The sequence below is a fragment of the Pseudomonas sp. H1h genome (assembly GCF_000633255.1).
In the GTDB taxonomy this organism is placed as follows: Bacteria; Pseudomonadota; Gammaproteobacteria; order Pseudomonadales; family Pseudomonadaceae; genus Aquipseudomonas.
Window position 1 is genome coordinate 315,620 of the sequence record NZ_AYMJ01000015.1, and the last position, 16,814, is coordinate 332,433.

23 protein-coding genes are annotated in these 16,814 nt (G+C 60.9%); 2 read left to right on the plus strand and 21 right to left on the minus strand.

What is annotated here, in order from left to right; genetic code table 11:
- The first annotated feature begins 6 nt into the window (after positions 1-6).
- Positions 7-432: a PA3611 family quorum-sensing-regulated virulence factor gene (locus U862_RS0113110; protein ID WP_025110818.1), complete on the plus strand. Its 426-nt coding sequence runs from the start codon at positions 7-9 to the stop codon at positions 430-432.
- On the opposite strand, the gene U862_RS0113115 is transcribed toward U862_RS0113110, so the two are convergent.
- The gene (locus tag U862_RS0113115) at positions 433-627 is read right to left on the minus strand and encodes a hypothetical protein (protein ID WP_007964369.1); all 195 of its coding nucleotides are present in this window, start codon (positions 625-627) and stop codon (positions 433-435) included. It lies immediately after the preceding gene.
- Between the two features lie 351 nt (positions 628-978).
- Between U862_RS0113115 and U862_RS0113120 the strand changes: the two genes are divergently transcribed.
- Positions 979-2,097, plus strand: coding sequence for a TIGR00730 family Rossman fold protein (locus tag U862_RS0113120; RefSeq protein WP_025110819.1), 1,119 nt, complete (start codon positions 979-981; stop codon positions 2,095-2,097).
- 55 nt (positions 2,098-2,152) lie between these two features.
- Here the strand turns inward: U862_RS0113120 and recX are convergent, their stop codons facing one another.
- From recX to U862_RS0113220, 20 genes are all read right to left on the minus strand, one after another.
- A complete protein-coding gene (recX, locus tag U862_RS0113125) occupies positions 2,153-2,623 on the minus strand; it encodes a recombination regulator RecX (RefSeq protein WP_025110820.1) in 471 nt (156 codons plus the stop codon).
- An 8-nt stretch (positions 2,624-2,631) separates the two neighbouring features.
- Positions 2,632-3,690: a recombinase RecA gene (gene recA, locus U862_RS0113130; RefSeq protein ID WP_025110821.1), complete on the minus strand. Its 1,059-nt coding sequence runs from the start codon at positions 3,688-3,690 to the stop codon at positions 2,632-2,634.
- A gap of 83 nt (positions 3,691-3,773) precedes the next feature.
- Positions 3,774-4,274: a CinA family protein gene (locus U862_RS0113135; protein ID WP_025110822.1), complete on the minus strand. Its 501-nt coding sequence runs from the start codon at positions 4,272-4,274 to the stop codon at positions 3,774-3,776.
- A gap of 67 nt (positions 4,275-4,341) precedes the next feature.
- Complete coding sequence (locus tag U862_RS0113140; protein ID WP_025110823.1) at positions 4,342-4,860, minus strand: lysis system i-spanin subunit Rz; 519 nt, start codon at positions 4,858-4,860, stop codon at positions 4,342-4,344.
- Positions 4,839-5,405: a glycoside hydrolase family 19 protein gene (locus U862_RS0113145; RefSeq protein WP_025110824.1), complete on the minus strand. Its 567-nt coding sequence runs from the start codon at positions 5,403-5,405 to the stop codon at positions 4,839-4,841. The genes U862_RS0113140 and U862_RS0113145 overlap by 22 nt, the downstream gene beginning before the upstream one ends.
- 33 nt (positions 5,406-5,438) lie before the next feature.
- The gene (locus U862_RS0113150) at positions 5,439-5,693 is read right to left on the minus strand and encodes a hypothetical protein (protein ID WP_025110825.1); all 255 of its coding nucleotides are present in this window, start codon (positions 5,691-5,693) and stop codon (positions 5,439-5,441) included.
- Positions 5,693-6,850 (minus strand): hypothetical protein, encoded by a 1,158-nt coding sequence (locus U862_RS0113155; RefSeq protein WP_025110826.1) that lies wholly within the window; start codon positions 6,848-6,850, stop codon positions 5,693-5,695. Before U862_RS0113155 ends, U862_RS0113150 begins: the two co-directional genes overlap by 1 nt.
- A gap of 18 nt (positions 6,851-6,868) precedes the next feature.
- Positions 6,869-7,315 carry a phage tail assembly chaperone gene (locus U862_RS0113160; protein WP_025110827.1) on the minus strand — a complete coding sequence of 149 codons (447 nt, stop codon included), beginning with the start codon at positions 7,313-7,315 and terminating at the stop codon, positions 6,869-6,871.
- Positions 7,316-8,203 (minus strand): hypothetical protein, encoded by an 888-nt coding sequence (locus U862_RS0113165; RefSeq protein ID WP_025110828.1) that lies wholly within the window; start codon positions 8,201-8,203, stop codon positions 7,316-7,318.
- Positions 8,203-8,676 (minus strand): phage tail assembly chaperone, encoded by a 474-nt coding sequence (locus U862_RS0113170; protein WP_025110829.1) that lies wholly within the window; start codon positions 8,674-8,676, stop codon positions 8,203-8,205. Before U862_RS0113170 ends, U862_RS0113165 begins: the two co-directional genes overlap by 1 nt.
- Positions 8,676-9,599 carry a hypothetical protein gene (locus tag U862_RS0113175; protein WP_025110830.1) on the minus strand — a complete coding sequence of 308 codons (924 nt, stop codon included), beginning with the start codon at positions 9,597-9,599 and terminating at the stop codon, positions 8,676-8,678. The genes U862_RS0113170 and U862_RS0113175 overlap by 1 nt, the downstream gene beginning before the upstream one ends.
- Before the next feature lie 81 nt (positions 9,600-9,680).
- Positions 9,681-10,256 carry a tail fiber assembly protein gene (locus U862_RS0113180; RefSeq protein WP_025110831.1) on the minus strand — a complete coding sequence of 192 codons (576 nt, stop codon included), beginning with the start codon at positions 10,254-10,256 and terminating at the stop codon, positions 9,681-9,683.
- Between the two features lie 43 nt (positions 10,257-10,299).
- Positions 10,300-11,340 carry a hypothetical protein gene (locus U862_RS0113185; RefSeq protein WP_025110832.1) on the minus strand — a complete coding sequence of 347 codons (1,041 nt, stop codon included), beginning with the start codon at positions 11,338-11,340 and terminating at the stop codon, positions 10,300-10,302.
- A gap of 138 nt (positions 11,341-11,478) precedes the next feature.
- Positions 11,479-11,994, minus strand: a complete 516-nt coding sequence (locus tag U862_RS0113190; RefSeq protein ID WP_025110833.1) for a hypothetical protein — start codon at positions 11,992-11,994, stop codon at positions 11,479-11,481.
- On the minus strand, positions 11,991-13,142 hold the full coding sequence (locus U862_RS0113195) for a hypothetical protein (protein ID WP_025110834.1): 1,152 nt from the start codon (positions 13,140-13,142) through the stop codon (positions 11,991-11,993). The genes U862_RS0113190 and U862_RS0113195 overlap by 4 nt, the downstream gene beginning before the upstream one ends.
- Positions 13,143-13,156: 14 nt before the next feature.
- Positions 13,157-13,756 (minus strand): YmfQ family protein, encoded by a 600-nt coding sequence (locus U862_RS0113200; protein ID WP_025110835.1) that lies wholly within the window; start codon positions 13,754-13,756, stop codon positions 13,157-13,159.
- Positions 13,744-14,790 (minus strand): baseplate J/gp47 family protein, encoded by a 1,047-nt coding sequence (locus U862_RS0113205; protein ID WP_025110836.1) that lies wholly within the window; start codon positions 14,788-14,790, stop codon positions 13,744-13,746. The genes U862_RS0113200 and U862_RS0113205 overlap by 13 nt, the downstream gene beginning before the upstream one ends.
- A complete protein-coding gene (locus U862_RS0113210; RefSeq protein ID WP_025110837.1) occupies positions 14,780-15,178 on the minus strand; it encodes a phage GP46 family protein in 399 nt (132 codons plus the stop codon). Before U862_RS0113210 ends, U862_RS0113205 begins: the two co-directional genes overlap by 11 nt.
- On the minus strand, positions 15,178-15,687 hold the full coding sequence (locus U862_RS0113215; RefSeq protein ID WP_025110838.1) for a phage baseplate assembly protein V: 510 nt from the start codon (positions 15,685-15,687) through the stop codon (positions 15,178-15,180). Before U862_RS0113215 ends, U862_RS0113210 begins: the two co-directional genes overlap by 1 nt.
- Before the next feature lie 82 nt (positions 15,688-15,769).
- On the minus strand, positions 15,770-16,813 hold the full coding sequence (locus tag U862_RS0113220; protein ID WP_025110839.1) for a phage baseplate assembly protein: 1,044 nt from the start codon (positions 16,811-16,813) through the stop codon (positions 15,770-15,772).
- Between the last annotated feature and the right edge of the window lies 1 nt (position 16,814).

Genomic DNA, 16,814 nt, shown 5'->3' on the forward strand with positions numbered 1-16,814 from the left:
AGTTTCATGCTGCGCCTTATCGTTCCTACCGCGGCCATCGCACTGGCTTTGTCCTTCAGCGCTCAAGCGGCGTCCCTGAAAGAGCAGAATCTGAACAAAGAACTGCGCAACATCGCCGAACAAAGCAGCGTCGGCACACCACGGGCGATCAACGAAGACATTCTCGATCAGGGCTACACCGTTGAGGGCGTTACCCTGATCAACCACCTGAGCGTGCAGGCAAGCCACGCCGAAAAGATGCGCGCTGATCCAAAGGCCGTGTATTTCCAGCTGGGTGCTTCGGTGTGCAGTAACCCGTCGTACCGCAAGCTGATGGCCAAGGGCGCGATCATGCGTTACGACTTCAGTGAATACAAAACCAACAAGGCCATCGGCTCGGCCAGCTATCAGGATTCCGATTGCCCGAAAGCGGCTCCGGCGAAGAAGAAGTAATCATCCGGTGTTGGCGCGCCGCTGTTCATCTTCGGCGCGCAATTCGGCCACCAGGGCCTGCAAGTAGCGAGAGCGTCGCTCTCCCCCTGCCAGCCGACGGCAGCACTCCTCTTCGAGACTCACTTGATTGGTCTCGGCTGACGCTTTAAGCATCCGATACAGCTGCGTATCGATCTCCAGAACCACTCTGGCCATCTATCCCGCCTCCTTGCCACCCACGAATCCTTGAAAAGCGCGCACCTTGCGTACGGTTGCTGACTTAAAGCTGTCGTACGGTGCCTGTAAGTTAGTAAATCAGAGCGATTGCTCTACGGCGTACGTTCGGACGAGCGGTGAGCTTCCTTTGCCAATCGACAAGCAACGGTTGCCAGAAAAGACTTCGCGGCGTAATGATCAACTCAGCGCAATGGCCCGCGAGGGTCTAGATTAAAAGTATTCCCGATCACCTGTTCACGGCAGAAAAAGGAGCTGCCGAGTGAGTTATTTGCAGCGCGGCACTGACGCCGCACGTCAGGGCCACAAGCTCTGTGCAGAAGGAGACGTTGAATGCCTTACCAACCGAATGACCTGCTCAGCCGTCATTTTCAGGAAAGCGGCCCCGACCTCATCAGCAAGGTCGAAGAACAACTCAACCAGGTTTCCCCCAACAGCCCGAACCTGCCGATTTATCGCGACATGATCCTGACCGTGCTGCGCATGGCCCAGGAAGATCACAACCGCTGGAACGCCAAGATCACCCTGCAGGCCCTGCGCGAACTGGAGCAGGCGTTCCGGGTGCTGGAACAATTCAAGGGACGACGCAAAGTCACCGTGTTCGGCTCGGCGCGCACGCCGGTCGAACATCCGCTGTATGCAATGGCCCGGGAACTCGGCGCAGCCCTGACACGCTCGGACATGATGGTCATCACCGGAGCCGGTGGCGGGATCATGGCCGCCGCACACGAAGGCGCCGGTCGCGATCACAGCCTCGGGTTCAATATCACCCTGCCCTTCGAGCAACATGCCAACCCGACCGTGGACGGCACCGGCAACCTGCTGCCGTTCCATTTCTTCTTCACCCGCAAACTGTTCTTCGTCAAGGAGGCCGATGCACTCGTGCTCTGCCCTGGCGGGTTCGGAACCCTGGACGAGGCGCTGGAGGTGCTGACACTGATCCAGACCGGAAAAAGCCCTTTGGTGCCGGTGGTGTTGCTGGACACGCCCGGCGGAACGTTCTGGCAAGGCGCACTGGACTTCATTCGCCAGCAACTCGAAGACAATCGCTACATCCTGCCCACCGACCTGAAGCTGATGCGGCTGGTCTACAGCGTCGATGAGGCGGTGGAACAGATCAATCAGTTCTACAGCAACTTCCACTCCAGTCGTTGGCTCAAGCGTCAGTTCGTGATCCGCATGCATCACAAGCTCAGCGACCAGGCACTGGAGCATATGCAGGAGGCTTTCGCCGATCTATGCCTCAGCGACCAGTTCCATCAGCACGCCTACAGTGGCGAGGAGCACGACGAAGCGCAGTACAGCCATCTGGTGCGGTTGGCCTTCGCGTTCAATGCCCGGGATCATGGCCGACTCAGGGAGCTGGTGGATTACATCAACCTCCCGGAAAACTGGGCACACACCAAACCACAGACGGCACAACGTGCACGTGAGCCCTCGAAGGTCATTTGAAGGCAAAAAAAAACGGCCCGCTATTTTCATAGCGGGCCGTTTTTGTTGAAGCGTCTTAATCGTCCATCTCTTTGCCGCTGAACAAGCGGTTGATCATCTCCATCGAGAAGCCCCGATACGCGAGGAATCGGCCTTGCCTGGCCCGCTCCTTGGCATCAATGGGCAACTGCCCGGAGAATTTTCGCTGCCACGTATCCCGAAGCTGTCCCTGCCAATCGATACCGCTTTCGCGCAGGGCGAGTTCAATGTCGGCGCGCTGCAGACCGCGCTGGCCGAGCTCTTCACGAATCCGCAAAGGGCCGTAGCCGGAACGGGCACGGTAGGAGACAAAGCTTTCAAGGTAACGGGCTTCGGAAAGCAGCCCTTCTTCCGTCAAACGGTCGAGGGCTGTTTCGATCATCTGCGCCTCAGCGCCGCGCTGACGCAGTTTGCGCGTCAGTTCGACTCGACCATGCTCGCGTCGAGCGAGCAGGTCCATGGCGGTTCGCCGCACCGCGACGAGGGTATCGAGTACGGCGTTGGTCATCGCTGTTATCAGATATCAGCGTCAGCCAGGTCATCTTCGGTCTCTTTGACCGCAGAAGCCTTGGAGTCGGCGATCACTGATGGCGACAGCAGTTTGTCACGCAGCTGCTTCTCAAGCTTGGCAGCGACTTCCGGATTGTCTGCCAGGAACTTGGCCGAGTTGGCCTTGCCCTGACCGATCTTGGTGCCTTCATAGGCATACCAGGCGCCGGATTTCTCGACGAAACCGTGCAGCACGCCCAGGTCGATCATCTCGCCATTGAGGTAGATGCCTTTGCCGTAAAGGATCTGGAACTCGGCCTGACGGAACGGCGAAGCCACCTTGTTCTTCACGACCTTGACGCGGGTTTCACTGCCAACCACTTCGTCGCCTTCCTTCACCGCGCCGGTACGGCGGATGTCGAGACGGACCGAAGCGTAGAACTTCAGCGCGTTACCACCGGTGGTGGTTTCCGGGCTACCGAACATCACGCCGATCTTCATGCGGATCTGGTTGATGAAGATCACCAGGCAGTTGGCATTCTTGATGTTACCGGTGATTTTACGCAGCGCCTGGGACATCAGACGGGCTTGCAGGCCCACGTGCATGTCACCCATTTCGCCTTCGATTTCAGCCTTCGGTACCAGGGCGGCCACGGAGTCGACGATGATCACGTCTACGGCGTTGGAGCGCACCAGCATGTCGGTGATTTCCAGTGCCTGTTCGCCGGTGTCCGGCTGGGAAACCAGCAGGTCGTCGACGTTGACACCCAGTTTGCCGGCGTACTCAGGGTCGAGGGCGTGTTCGGCGTCGACGAATGCGCAGGTCGCGCCGGCTTTCTGAGCCTGAGCGATCACGGACAGCGTCAGTGTGGTTTTACCGGAAGATTCAGGACCGTAGATTTCAACGATACGACCTTTTGGCAGACCGCCAATGCCGAGTGCGATGTCCAGACCCAGAGAGCCAGTGGAAATGGCCGGGATCGCCTGACGGTCCTGATCGCCCATACGCATTACGGCACCCTTGCCGAATTGACGTTCGATCTGACCCAGGGCCGCAGCCAAGGCTTTCTTCTTGTTGTCGTCCATTAAAGTCCTCACGTAATCAATAAGGCCTGACGGCCAACACCTGTATAAGTAGCCAGTATTATTCCACAGCGTTCGCGGATCGCCTACCCCTGATTTTCGATTTCTCGTGCCGCTAGTCGCAACAGCCCCTCTAGCGCGGCCTTCACCGTTTGTCGGCGGACTTCGTCGCGACCGCCGGGGAAGTGCTGGACCTCGCTGGAAACCACATCGCCCACACCCCAGGCCAGCCACACGGTGCCCACCGGTTTGTTCGGTGTACCGCCGTCAGGCCCGGCCACGCCGCTGACCGCCACGGCAAACCGCGCCAGGCTGTTCTTCTGCGCGCCACGCACCATCGACTCGACCACCTCGCGACTGACCGCCCCCACTGTGCCGAACAGTTCGGCGGGGACATTCAGTTGCTGGGTTTTCTGGCGGTTGGAGTAGGTCACGTAACCGGCTTCGAACCAGGCCGAACTCCCCGGAATCCGCGTGATCGCTTCAGCAATCCCGCCACCGGTGCAGGATTCGGCGGTGGTGACGTGGGCATTGAGCAATTGCAGACGTCGGCCAAGGTCGGCGGCCAGTTGGGTGATCTCTTTCACGGTGTGCTCCGGATCGGGTGGAAGACCTTCACCGTACACGACCCGGTTGCGCTTTCAATACACAGACTCATTCAAAATGTTCGGGCGCCAGCGCTCGGACATAGGCCTGACACGCCTGCAGGGCGATCAGTCCACGGTCGCCGGTGTCGGTGATGGCGATAATTCGTTGAGCATGCGCCGGGTCAAGTCGGGCGCGTACGGTTGCATGATCCACGCCGCCGGGGCCGGTGGTGGCTGGCACCCCGCAGCCTTGGGCAGCGTCGCCTGCGTCGATGAGGACTGACAGGCGCAGATCAGCAGTGGCAAGACGATCGCGCAGGCGATCCTGATCACGTTGGGCATCGCTCATGGCTCGATAGTGGGTTTGTTCACTGGCGGCGAGGCGTTGCTCGAGGGCCAGACGCTTGTCCTGCTCGACCTGCTGCGCGGTGGCAGCGGCCGAGGTCAGTTGATTGAGGGTGTCGGCATGCCGTCGCGCCTGCTCGGCCAGTTGGCGACCATAGCGCCAGTCCTGAGCGTGCCAGGCCAACGCGGCCGCGATCAGAGCCAACGACAGAACGCCGATTACGCGCCAGGAGATGGACATAGCACCGCCCTCGCCCGCGCCCAGATGTCGAGGCGATCCTGCAGGCCATTCAACCCGCCGTTGATTCGGCGGGTGATGCTGTTGAACTGGTCGCGATCAGCCAGTTCGTTCAAGCCGTTCAGCTCCCAGAACCATGCGGCGGACTCCGCCGCCCATTGCGGCTGCTCAAGTAATTCGGGCAGGGACAGCAAACGTTCATCGCCGAACAGGCCGAGGCTGCATTGACGATAGTTGCTGCGACCGGTGATCTGGATCAGCCCGCGACCACGGTACTTCTGGCCGTCGCCGTCCGCCTCGGGCGTGTTGCCCAATCGAAGCGCCAGCGTGCCGGTGTCGTATTTGCTCAGGTATTGGTTGTTGCCCAACTCGCGCACGTATTGCAACTGGCCCGACTCGTGGCCGATTTGCGCGAGAAACGCAGCGACACGTTTGGGGGTGTCGATGCGATGGCTGGCCATGGCGCTGTTGAGCGCAGAAACAAAAACGCCCGCTTGGCTGCGGGCGTTGGGCATGATGGTTTTAAGGTTGTCTTCAGTTATTTGCATAATGCGTAATCCTCCCTGGATGTTGCGATTGAATCATGGTTGGCGGACAACGCCCCCCAGCCATTTTTTTGCCAGAGTTGTCAGGGTGCTGTCAGGGACCTTTTCCTCAGTTGATACGAATACCCAGCCGAGGGTGCCGAAGTTGGCTGTCCAATCGATTTGCGGTGTCGGGGTAATGTCGGTGATATCGACCCAGAGCAGGTCCGGGTGAAACATCTCGGCCATATTGCCTTCGGTGGAGAACAACTCGACCACCGTGTTATTGACGATGCGTGCGTAGGTTTTCATCAGGCGTACTCGTAGACGATCACTGCACCGGGTGCACCGGCTGAGCCTGACCGTCCGGGTTGGTTTGGAGCATTGGCGACTCCGCCGCCACCAGAACCGTATCCGGATCCGATGCTGGCAGGGCCACCAAAGCTGTTCCCTGTTCCCCCCGCCCCCAAAGGCGAACTGGCGCCATGTCCGGCGAGCGTAGGCCCGGCTATCGAGATCCCGGGGGAACCGGAAGTACCAGCAAAATTGACGATATTTCCTCCAGAAGCGACAACACCTGGTGAACCGCCTGCGTAAAGGCCATTACCGTTCGGTGCAACCAGCTCGATCCACCGCGATCCCCCGCCTCCCGGAGCCGTCACGACGGCGCCAAACGAGCTCGTTCCACCGGTTCCTCCAGCGCTCGCTGGAGCGCCTGCCGCCCCTGCGGCACCGACGGTGACAATTTGGCTGCTGCCAAGCGTCTTCGCATCCAGCCATGCCTGCGCATAACTCCCGGAAGAGCCGCCACCACAAACGCCATATTGAGTGCCGCTGGTTGCGCCAACGCCTGCGCTGCCACCACCACCGCCCACCACCTTGACCAGCACATTTTTCATCCCGACCGTTGGCACATAGGTTCCAGATGCGGTAAATGTTTTCACCTCAAGCAGCCGGCCACTCGCAGCATTGCCGCCGCTCGCATACACCAGCACCCAACTGTCCAGTGCGGCGCTGTACACCACCGAACACACGCTGCCACCAACAATCTCGGCAGGCCGCAACGCACTCAGTCCCAGACTCAAAAGCGGCTTGGGCAACAACCCGTTCGGTGCAAAGGTACTGGCTCCGTTATTGGCGTTACCGGCAGTAAAGCGCAATACCAATCCATCCTTTAGCGTTGAGATGGCAGGCACATAGTTGGCCATGTAAAGATTGGCTGCGCCGATATCTGCGGCATGTTTATCTTCACCTGCCTGACTGAGTTTTTTAACGGCTCGTAGAAGTTGAGTTGTATCGTCTTCACTCGGTTCGAAACCAGCGGACCTGACGACATTCAACAGCTCATCGGTAACGCTGTTGCCCCAAGTTGCCGGGATCAACGATCCCGGCAACCCAGCAACAACATCTTCATTGACGAACTTGCCATTCACCAGCCCGACGCTGGGAACACTTTTTGGGTAATCCATTTCAACATCCTTGAAAGCTTAGAGCGCAGCAGCCAACCACTGCGGCGCTACCGGCCGATGCTCGCTGAGCGGAAAGAAGGAGCCTTGCGGCCAGTCACGCAACTCACGGCGATAGGTTTGCAATTGCGCGTATTGCTCGGTAGTCAGCGTGGTACCGCCGCCGTCCTCCAGCTCATCGCGGTCACGGGCCACCAGACCATCAGTGGCTGCCAGTTGCGCCGTGCGCCAGAAGCGCTCGGCATCAGCGGCCTCAGCCGGCGAGGGTGGCGGTGGATCGACCAGAATCGGGTAGCCGTTATCGGCACTCACGCCAATCATTTTTGGAGTGACCGCCAATTGCTGCAGCAGCGAGATCCAATAGCCCTGAGGAATTTCAATAACGTCGTCGGGAATATCCGTCGAGTTGATACCCGGCACATACGCGCTCCGGGTGCTGGCGCTGAACAAAACATTGAACGGGTTCATTCAATACCCCTTTGCAAAATAGTTCACAGACCAACCTGCGTTCACTTGAGCGGCAGCATTGCGAATTCTCAGCGTGCAGCCCTGCTGGTTGTATGCGATCACAGCAACCATCGCCGCATCGCCTCCCGAATGGGTTGCCACCAGCGAGAAATAGCCCCTTGGAAACGGGATCGGAAATGTCACGTACACATTGCCCTCGGCATTCGATATTCCCGAGCCCCACTGATCGATATTGCCGCTGGCGTGTTTCTGATATCCGGGGTTGCTCACCAGTCCGGAAAACAGCGCGGCATATTTCAGGCTGGCCGTGCCATGAACCGTCCAGATGCCGTTCTCTTTGACAATGTTGGCACTCTCGCCGCTGTTCATCACAATCGAGGTCAAATAGGCGCCTTGCGGGCTGATTTGTGTGCCACTCATGCAAGCGACGGTGATCACAGCATTACTGCGACAGTGAAAGCCGATCGTTGCGCCGTTAGGGACCTTGGTGATATCCGGCAAGGTTACGGTGTACGCCGAGTTCCCCCCCAAACCAATCACCCAGCCCACATCCGCTGCCGTCAGTTGCGTCGCGGCAGACACACCACGCGCCCCGGCATAATTGCCCAGTGCGCGCTGGACAAACTCAGACGTTGCCGCCGACCGGCTGGCATCGAATGGTGCAGCCGTCTGGAACAATTGGTTGCTGCGCAGAGCGCCGAGCAATTGAGTATTCGACGCCTCACTTGGCGTCAGCCCTCCGGCCCGCACCACCTCAAGAATTTCCTGGGTAACACCGTTACCCCAACTGGCAGGGATCAAAGAGCCCGGCGAGCCTTTGATCGGGTCTTCATCAACAAACTTTCCGTTCACCAGACCAGCGCTGGGAACACTATTGGGATAATCCATTACTTTTCTCCTGCTCTGAAAGCGAGCCATGACGGGGTCGAGGGTCGGGAAACTGTCGAAGGAAAATGACTTGATTCAGGCCAGTCGCGCAGCGCCTGGCGGTACTCCAGCAGTTCCAGATACTGCGCAGCCTTGAGCGTCGTCCCGCGTCCCAGTTCCTGCTCATCGCGATGCCGTGTCACCCACCATTCGGTGGCCGCCAGGCTGGTCTGGCGCCAAGTGCGCGCAGCCGCCAGAGGCTCTTGTTCCGCGACAACGGTTTCAGGGGTAACGGCCGGACTTTCCATTGCCGGCAACGGCGCAATCTCTTGGCGCAGTTCACCGATGGGCGCGCCGATTTCGATCTGCATGTCGCCCGGCACCTGCACCATCGTCTCGACAAAAGCGGGAGCAAACAGTTGGGTGATCGCGTAGTCGCCGGTGTCGATCACCTCGACCGCGACACCGTTTTCCACTCGTGCATAACGGGCCATTACTCGTACTCCCAGATTTCACAGAAAGCATCACCGCCAGCACCGCTGACGACTGACGCCGAAGCGTTGACCGAGCATGAGCCGCTGCCACCCGAGCCACGGATGCCGGCGTTGCCGGCCGTGTTGGATCCGGTAAAGGATGCCCCGCCGTCGAAGGGGCTCGGAGCCCCGCAACCTGAGAGCAATCCCCAATTGGCGTTGCTCATCCCGAACCCACCCGTGATACCGCGGGCGCTGCACAAATTGCCGCCGGTAATCGCTCCGCCTACGCCACCCTGGATAAAACCGGACGAAGTACCGGTGACCACGATCGCCAGTTTCTGCCCGCCACCGCCTCCCGAAACGCTCATGTAGGCGCCAAACGAAGCACCACCACCCGCCAGGCCCGTGGTGTTGCTGACGGCACCACCGGCGCCCAGCGAAACCGGCACGCCGGCGAGCATTGGTGCAGTGACGTCATACAGGCTTTCTGCGTAAGCACCTGAACCGCCACCGCCGCCAAGGATTTGATTACCTGCCGCCACCGGCCCACAGCCACCACCGGAACCACCCGCCCCCACCAGCCGCACGCGAATCCGTTTGGCCCTGGGATTAGGCTTGTAAACCGTGATCCCGACCGTCTCGATCTGCCGCACCGCCAGCAACCGGCCCACCGCATCGGTGATGCCGTAGCCGGCCAAGGTAGTCGGGGTGTTTTTCAGTTTGCTGAAGTCGACCAGCGCACCGATGGCCGTTGCCAACTGATCCGTCCTGGCCTCATCAGGCGTCAGCCCGGCAGCCTTGATCGCGTTGAGAATTTCCTGCGTGACGCTGTTGCCCCACGCGGCGGGGATCAACGATCCCGGGGAACCGGCGAGCGGGTTTTCATCGACGAAACCGCCGTTGACCAGGCCGACGCCGGGAATACTTTTTGGATAATCCACGTCATAACCTTCTACAGTTTTTACAGACAGCCGAACGCCGACAGCACGACGCCGTCTGCAACGTTTCAGTGAAATTGCGAGTTATAGCGCTGGCGTAACAACGCTTTGGGCAGGCGCAGCCGGCCATTCGATGATCGCTGGGTAGCCCGGTTGCAGGTCGATCCGCGCAAGGTTCAATGCGTAACGCTTCCAGGCTTGCAATGCGCTCAGTTGTTCACTGGTCGCCTCGCCCAGCTCGTAAGCGTATTGCAGCGGCGCGACACGAATCACCACGGTGCGCAGCTGATTATCGCGCGCGACATCCGCCTCGGCAGCCTGGCCCGCACGTTCGGCTTCGACATCCAGCACCCAATCATCATCCTTCCAGAAGCAGTAGTTGGGGCGAGGCTTGACGGTCAGGTCATCAGGCAGCGTGCCGAACTCGTTCCAATGGAAAGGCAAGCCGTTGTCTTTGCGATACACCAGGCCACGCATATCGAGCAGCTGTACCGCCTGTCCATCGCGCCACACCCACGCATGACCGGCCTCGACGGGCAGCGACTGTTCAGGGAGTTCGATTGCGTTGCTCGGTATTTGAGCGCCTATCCCGGGAATGACCATAGGCTCGAACGGCCCCGCAATTTCCCGGGTCATTTCATCTACATAGTAATAAGGCATTGTTCGCTTCCTTTTGATGGTGAAGGCGACCGGGAAACCGGCATCAGATGAGTTTCATGCGGGCGGGATAGGCAACGTTTCGCGGACGCGTCATGCCCCAGTAGCCACTGACCAGATTGTCGGCAAACGCCGCACTCGACCAATAGGCAAGACCGGCAAACGAGGTCGGGTCGACGCCGACCGTCGCCAGATCGCCAATCCCCTGAACCGCTGGGGCACTGCCGTTATCCCCGGTGATGTTGGTGCCGGTCTGCCAGGAACCGGCGACCCGCCCGGTGTCGATGTTGCGTTGCTCATCGAGCACCCGGATAAATTCGCCACGGACCTCCGGGCCTCGGAATGTCTTGATCCCGTCACCGCTGCTCCAGCCGCCAGCGCGAGCAGCCTCTGTGCGCAACATGCCGGACTGAACAGCGTGGTCCCAGAGCCAGGGCCATTCGGCGCGCAACATTTCTCTGCCATCCAGCGCGCCATAGCCACCGGGATTCGAGGCCGTCGAGGTTTCAAAGACGATCCTGCCCAAAGGCGTTGCATCGAACCGACCGACCGGCCACCAGTTGCCTGTGCCGTCGCTGCGCAGGTGCCACCAGTCCCCTGCCCCTATCAGCGCCAGGAACGGATAACCGTTGGCCGACAAGTGCGTGTGAAACCTGATCCGGTCATTGCCCGAAGCCTGCACGACCAGCCGCTTGCTACTGTTATCGACGCGGCGAACGATGAAGTCGCGAATGCCGGACAACGTACTGACCGCCGGCAGATTGATCGTGGTATCCGCTGCACTGGCGCTGATCAGCACCAGCCCGGCTTCCTCCGGCGCCAGCACCTTTGAAGTCGACACTTCAGTGACCCGCGATGACATCGGACTGGCCAGGCTCAGGAGTTTTTGCAAGGCTGAGAGCAACTGAGTGTTGGTCCCTTCAGCCGGGGTTATTCCGGCGGCCTTGATCACGGACAGCAGCTCTTCGGTCACGCTGTTGCCCCACACCGCCGGAATCAACGAGCCCGGCGTACCCGCCACCGGGTTTTCATCGACGAAGCGGCCATCGACCAGACCGACGCTGGGGACGCTTTTTGGATAATCCATAGGTCTTTCGTTCCTCTGAAATAACAAATGAACCGCGTCGTCAGGCTCACTACTGAGAGCCCGATAGCGGTATGTTTTCTGAAAATAAAAAGCCCACATTGAAGTGGGCCTGGGTGATGCGGAGCAAAGATTCGCGATCTAGAGGTTTTGGCTGCCGAGCACTTCGCGAATCGCCGCCAACGCTTCGTCCCCGGCACTGCGCGCCAGATCGAGATTGCCTTTGGCGGCGTGCGCGCGTATCTGGTACTTGGCCTTCAGGCGCAAGGTGCGCAGGGTCAGCAGATGGTCGGTGAGCTGATCGGCCTTGCTCAGGATCTGCTCGGCAGCCTGTTTGGCCGTACGACCTTTGACCACCCACGCTGCGACTGACAACGGCACTTCCTTTTTCGGGTAACCGGCGTCCTGATAAGCCTGCGCGTCGGCAGCGGCCTGCGCATACTCCATGGCTTTGAGCGGGTCGCCGGCCAAAGCGGCGCGTGCACTGTCAGCCGCCGCGTCGACTTTGGAACACAGCTGCTCGGCTTCCTGCAGTTCCAGTTCAGCGACTCTGGAGGCATTCAGCTGCCATTTTTCTCCATCCCAATCATGGGCACTGGACGGCTGGGCCGGACGCAAGCCTTCCTCGAACTGATGCAGCTCTTGAATGATGATCATCGGATCAACTCCCAGGAAAAATTCACGTTCACCGCCGCAGCGAAGTTGACCGCGATGCCATTGGCATAATCGGCCGGACCGACACTTTTGAGCCCCATGCTGAACAGCAATTCGTCACTGGCGGCAGTGCCTGCGCCCCAGGTGTGTTCGGCCTGATAGGCCTGCCACAGCGAGCGCAATTCGTTGTGATCGAAGCTGGCGGTCAATGTCGACACCGTTGTATCGCTGACCACGTTGCTGGAAAAAATCAGCGCCGCGCCACCCGGCGTTGCCCAGCCATCCCAGTTGTTGGACGTACCGACCGTCGGGTTCAGGTAGCAGTAGTTACCCCCCAACCATCCGGTCGGTGCAAAGTTCACGCTGGTAATCCCGGTCGGATGCGGCGTCGGGTTACCCACCACCAGCCGCGCCGCACGGGCATGCGGATCAAGCGGCAGATAAACCACACCATTGCCATTGACCGTTTGCGTCCACGACAACCGGCTGCGGTTGTAGATGGCTCTGACAGTGGGTATCGAACCCGGCCCCGCCGTGACGACCCACGCCAGGCAAAGGTCCAGTGGCGTCGACTGGAAGCCGCCACCCGCCGCACCATTGACCGTGCCCTTCAATCCTTCCGGGGTCGCGTCATAGACCGTGCCGCGCTGCATGTAAAAAGTCAGCACGCCACCGATGACTTGCGCCCGCAAAAAGTAACCGGAACTTGGCAGCAGATCGGGGCTGCTCCAGACCTGGGTGGTGAACGTACGCGCACGCCCCAACTGCCCGGCCACCACCTCCTGACCAAGGCTGATCAGCACACCGGCCGGTATCGATACCCGCCCGCCACCCGTGGAAACCGCTGCCGGAGTGATCGCCAGGCGACCGTCCGGCGTCGCCACCGTCGCGGTCGGCAAAGAGCTGATCGGCAACGCCGAATCCAGATTCCAGCCCTTGGCCGAAACGCTCTGAATCGCCTGCAGCAACTGATCGTATTTCTTCTCGTCCGGCGTCAGCCCCCCGGCATTGATCACGTTGATGATTTCCTGCGTAACACCGTTGCCCCAATCTGCCGGAATCAGCGATCCGGGCGTGCCGGTCATAGGGTTTTCATCGACAAACTTCCCATTCACCAGACCGGCGCTGGGCACACTGTTCGGATAATCCATCCCGTCATTCCTCCCTAGTCATAGTTGATGTGCACCTTGGTATGCGCCGGCGCACTGCGGTGGATCAGGCACTCAAGTGCCGAGCCCGGATTCACGCCAAAGCGCTCACCCCAATAACTCGCACCGTAGCGCCGACCGAGCAGCAGTCGGCCGCCGGTGTTGAGCGTCCACATGAACTGCGCTTCCCAGGTGCCCCAGTGCGCCGCGCCGAAGCGCGAGCGGCCCATGCGCGGGGCTTCGTGCTCGGTGATCGTGGCGTTTGGGTAGCCCTGGCTTTTGGCGATGTCGAGGTAGTAGCCGATCGCCTGGCTGCCGACCGCCAGCAAGCGCCGGCGCACGGCGAGGCGGCGATCGTCGAACAACGGTGTAGCGCCCAGACACGGGTCGGGCAGCTCCATCACCCGTTCCCAGTCCGGCACCAGTTCGCTGACGCCCGCCGGGTCCATCTCGTTGAGCAGGTCGGCGGCACGGGCGTCGAGGCGTGCCAGTTCGACAGCAACGCCTTGCAGCACTTCCTCGAGTTCCGGGACGCGCTCCGGATCCCACGCCGGGCCGCTGGGCAGCAGCGCGCGCAACTGCGCCTGGTATTGCGCGGCGGTTCTTATGCCCCCCATACGCAACCTCCGAAGGTGAGCAGTTCGCTTTGCCCGGCAGGCACGTCAGCAGCCGGCGCGGTCAGCGTGTGGTCGTACTCACCGCCGGCGCTGCTGATGGCTTCGCGGATATGGCTGATCAGCAACGGCACGCCCAGATCGGCCTCGCGGTTGTGCAGGTCGCGCAGTTGCGCTTCAACCGCAGCGCGCACGGCGCTGGTGTCCGGATTGACGCTCTTGAAGCGATACACCACCGGCACTTGAATCGGTCGCTGCACATGCACTTCCGCCGTCACCGGGCGCAACGGTTCGATGTAGTCCTGAACTTCCGCCAATTGCTCATCGTTGGGCACCGGTTGCGGGTCTTCGTCACGCATGATGAACACCGTCACCGTGCCCGGCCCGAGCAGGCCGCCTCGGCACCAGGCGCGCGTCACGCCCGGCACTTCCAGCGCCCAGGTCTCGTAGTCGCTGGACGAACCGCCATGCGGGATCACGCGATAGGAACGGATCACCCGCGAGCGCAGCGACTCCAGGCTTTCCCGCGCCACGCCGCCGCTGAGGCCCGGCGCCAGCACCACAAAACTGTTGCCGACCACACCGGTAATCGGCTGCACCGGGGTCAGCGCCAGACCAGCGTCGGCATTACCCAGGCTGCCGGCATCCAGCGCAGCGAGGGTGGTGGTGTTGCTGCCATTGACAGTGGTGCGCGCGGCGGTGACTTTGTAGGTGCGGCCATCGCTCGCTTGCAGCAGCGTATCGACGTCGAGCACCGCACCGGCGGTGGCGGTAAAACTGACGCTGCCGGTGGCGACTTGCGCCGGTTTGCGTGGCTGGTTCAGGCGCAGGGCGGCGATGCGTTCCAGGGTCGACTCGTCGGCCTTGTCCGGCAGAATCTGCTCGGCAATCCAGTCGAGATAACCGTACAGGCCATAAGCGGCGCCACCGAGGGTGCGGGCCAGCACTTGCGCATCGGACTGGCGCAGCGAATCGCCGGCCAGGTCGCTTTGGGTGCGCTTGATCAGCACCGGCAGCGAAGGGGTTTCAAACGGCATAGTTCACCTGCCAACTGTTATCGGGGTTGATGTCCAGACGTTCGCCGTCAGCCAGGGTCAGGACCGTGCGCAGGTTCAGACGCTGGGCGTCGAGGCGTTCGCTGATGATGTCGATGGCGCTGCAGTGGCCGTCGTCGATCAGCCATTGCAGGGCTTCGCGGGCGTAGAACTCGGCGTTCATCTGGGTCTGTCGGGTCAGCTTGACCCGGCGCAGCAGCCACAGCCGCGAGCCGATGCGGTCGTCGGCAACGGTGGGAAAAGTGTCGCCCCACCAGCCGAAGCGCTCCTCGTCGTCGAGAGCGTCGTCATCGGCGGCGCGTCGCCAGGTGAACAGGCTGATGAGCACGGCGCGGGTCAGTGCGGCGTGGAGGTTCTGGCTGATGAACATCATTTGCCTCCTGCCGGCGCACCGGTCTGGCCGCTGCCGGCCTGCACGCCGACATGCACGTGTTTGATCTGACTGATGCCACCGGCGAGCTGATCGCCGGTGGAGACGATCTTGCCGGTCTGGTTGATCACCGGCGTGTCGAAGTTCACCGCGGTACTGGCGCGGATGTTCAGCGTGGCGGTTTCGATGTCGATGATCCGCCCGCGCTTGAAGTGAATTTTGTCGCCCTCGTCGGTGTAGATCGCCACTTCACCGGCGGCCAGCGACTGCAAGCGATAACGACGGTCGGCGACCACCAGGGCGATGGCGTGGGAACGATCGCCACCGAGAAAAGTGACGATGCCCTCGGCGCCGGCCAGCGGGTTGCTGGTGAAACCGTAGGGTTCGAAATGCTCCATGTCGTCGTTCACTTCGCCGGCGGTGAGGCGCATTTGCAGCGATTGCAGCTTGGAAGCCGAGTTGGCGAGCACGACAGTGCCGCGCGCCAGCAGGCGTGTCAGTAGGCTCATGGGGTGTCCTCTAGGAGCAGACCCGACACGGACAAAATGTGGGAGCGAGCAAGCCCGCGCCTACAGGGGTTCGGTGTCAGGCTCAGGTTTTTTTCGGGGGTGTGGGATCAGGATCGAAGGTATGCGGCGGCGCCACTTGCAGCGTGGTTACCGAGCCTTGTGCCGATAGCGAATAAGTGACCTTGGAGATCAGCATGTCACCATCAAACCCAAGCACCGGATCCGTGACCTTGACCAGCGTGTTGTGCCGCCACAGGTCGCCGTTGGCCTGGCGCCAGCCCTGCACCTGATACGTGGTGGTCTGCGCCCGCCCCATACGGGTGGCGCTCTCCCACTGGGCGCGTTGCTGGGCCAGTTCGAACGTCAGCGCGGTGCCCTCGTTGATGATGGTGGTGCGTCGACGCTTGAAGCTGAGGTCGGTCGCGCTGGATTCAACCTCGCTGACCGCCGCCCCGCTCTTTTTGTCCGAACCTTTCTGCTGGCCGATCACCCGGTATTCGGAGAACACCTGGCTCTGATCCATGGCGGCGTTGGCCGACAGAATATTCTTGCCCAGCTCCAGCGCATCGCTGGCCCGGCCACCGCTGCCAGGCTTGGCCAGCACCAGCCGGCCCTGCGCGTCATCGGTGGAAAACACCCGGAACAGCGAGAGCAACCGGTCGATCGACTGGAACACCGTTTCGCCGGGCACAATGGTGTGCTTGGCGAGCCGCGCAGTCTCGGGAATTTCATTGACCACCATCAACGAGTATTCCATGGCCAGCGCCTGAACGATGCTCAGCAACGGTTGCTCCTGCCATTGATTGGGCCGGTTGGTGGCCGCGCAATCGACCAGGTCCTGAGTCTTGGAACTGCCTTCGATACTCAGGCTGATCTGGCGTCCGTCGTAGCTGATCGGGGCCTTGAACACGTAGCCGGTGAGCACCAGGTCCTGGCCGATTTTCACTTCACAGGGGTCACCCGGCTTGATCCGCTGGTCCACCGTCTGCCCCGGCCACTGCCAGGTGATATCCAGTTTGAAAGTGCGGAACTGGCGCTCCAGATCAGCCGTGATTTCCACGCTTTTCCAGCCACCGTATTCCATGTTGTTGACGGTCAACGTGACGCGGTTATCCATCTCGCTCATG

Excerpts from the sequence above, each read along its gene's own strand:
- U862_RS0113150 (WP_025110825.1), bottom strand. The coding sequence starts at position 5,693 with ATGAAAACCTACGCACGCATCGTCAATAACACGGTGGTCGAGTTGTTC.
- U862_RS0113205 (WP_025110836.1), bottom strand. The coding sequence starts at position 14,790 with ATGCCGTTTGAAACCCCTTCGCTGCCGGTGCTGATCAAGCGCACCCAA.
- U862_RS0113170 (WP_025110829.1), bottom strand. The coding sequence starts at position 8,676 with ATGGCCCGTTATGCACGAGTGGAAAACGGTGTCGCGGTCGAGGTGATC.
- U862_RS0113145 (WP_025110824.1), bottom strand. The coding sequence starts at position 5,405 with ATGCAAATAACTGAAGACAACCTTAAAACCATCATGCCCAACGCCCGC.
- U862_RS0113215 (WP_025110838.1), bottom strand. The coding sequence starts at position 15,687 with ATGAGCCTACTGACACGCCTGCTGGCGCGCGGCACTGTCGTGCTCGCC.
- recA (WP_025110821.1), bottom strand. The coding sequence starts at position 3,690 with ATGGACGACAACAAGAAGAAAGCCTTGGCTGCGGCCCTGGGTCAGATC.
- U862_RS0113210 (WP_025110837.1), bottom strand. The coding sequence starts at position 15,178 with ATGTTCATCAGCCAGAACCTCCACGCCGCACTGACCCGCGCCGTGCTC.
- U862_RS0113220 (WP_025110839.1), bottom strand. The coding sequence starts at position 16,813 with ATGAGCGAGATGGATAACCGCGTCACGTTGACCGTCAACAACATGGAA.
- U862_RS0113180 (WP_025110831.1), bottom strand. The coding sequence starts at position 10,256 with ATGCCTTATTACTATGTAGATGAAATGACCCGGGAAATTGCGGGGCCG.
- U862_RS0113140 (WP_025110823.1), bottom strand. The coding sequence starts at position 4,860 with ATGTCCATCTCCTGGCGCGTAATCGGCGTTCTGTCGTTGGCTCTGATC.
- U862_RS0113120 (WP_025110819.1), top strand. The coding sequence starts at position 979 with ATGCCTTACCAACCGAATGACCTGCTCAGCCGTCATTTTCAGGAAAGC.
- U862_RS0113185 (WP_025110832.1), bottom strand. The coding sequence starts at position 11,340 with ATGGATTATCCAAAAAGCGTCCCCAGCGTCGGTCTGGTCGATGGCCGC.
- U862_RS0113110 (WP_025110818.1), top strand. The coding sequence starts at position 7 with ATGCTGCGCCTTATCGTTCCTACCGCGGCCATCGCACTGGCTTTGTCC.
- U862_RS0113190 (WP_025110833.1), bottom strand. The coding sequence starts at position 11,994 with ATGATCATCATTCAAGAGCTGCATCAGTTCGAGGAAGGCTTGCGTCCG.
- U862_RS0113195 (WP_025110834.1), bottom strand. The coding sequence starts at position 13,142 with ATGGATTATCCGAACAGTGTGCCCAGCGCCGGTCTGGTGAATGGGAAG.
- U862_RS0113165 (WP_025110828.1), bottom strand. The coding sequence starts at position 8,203 with ATGGATTATCCCAATAGTGTTCCCAGCGCTGGTCTGGTGAACGGAAAG.
- U862_RS0113160 (WP_025110827.1), bottom strand. The coding sequence starts at position 7,315 with ATGAACCCGTTCAATGTTTTGTTCAGCGCCAGCACCCGGAGCGCGTAT.
- U862_RS0113200 (WP_025110835.1), bottom strand. The coding sequence starts at position 13,756 with ATGGGGGGCATAAGAACCGCCGCGCAATACCAGGCGCAGTTGCGCGCG.
- U862_RS0113115 (WP_007964369.1), bottom strand. The coding sequence starts at position 627 with ATGGCCAGAGTGGTTCTGGAGATCGATACGCAGCTGTATCGGATGCTT.
- recX (WP_025110820.1), bottom strand. The coding sequence starts at position 2,623 with ATGACCAACGCCGTACTCGATACCCTCGTCGCGGTGCGGCGAACCGCC.
- U862_RS0113155 (WP_025110826.1), bottom strand. The coding sequence starts at position 6,850 with ATGGATTACCCAAAAAGTGTTCCCAGCGTCGGGCTGGTGAATGGCAAG.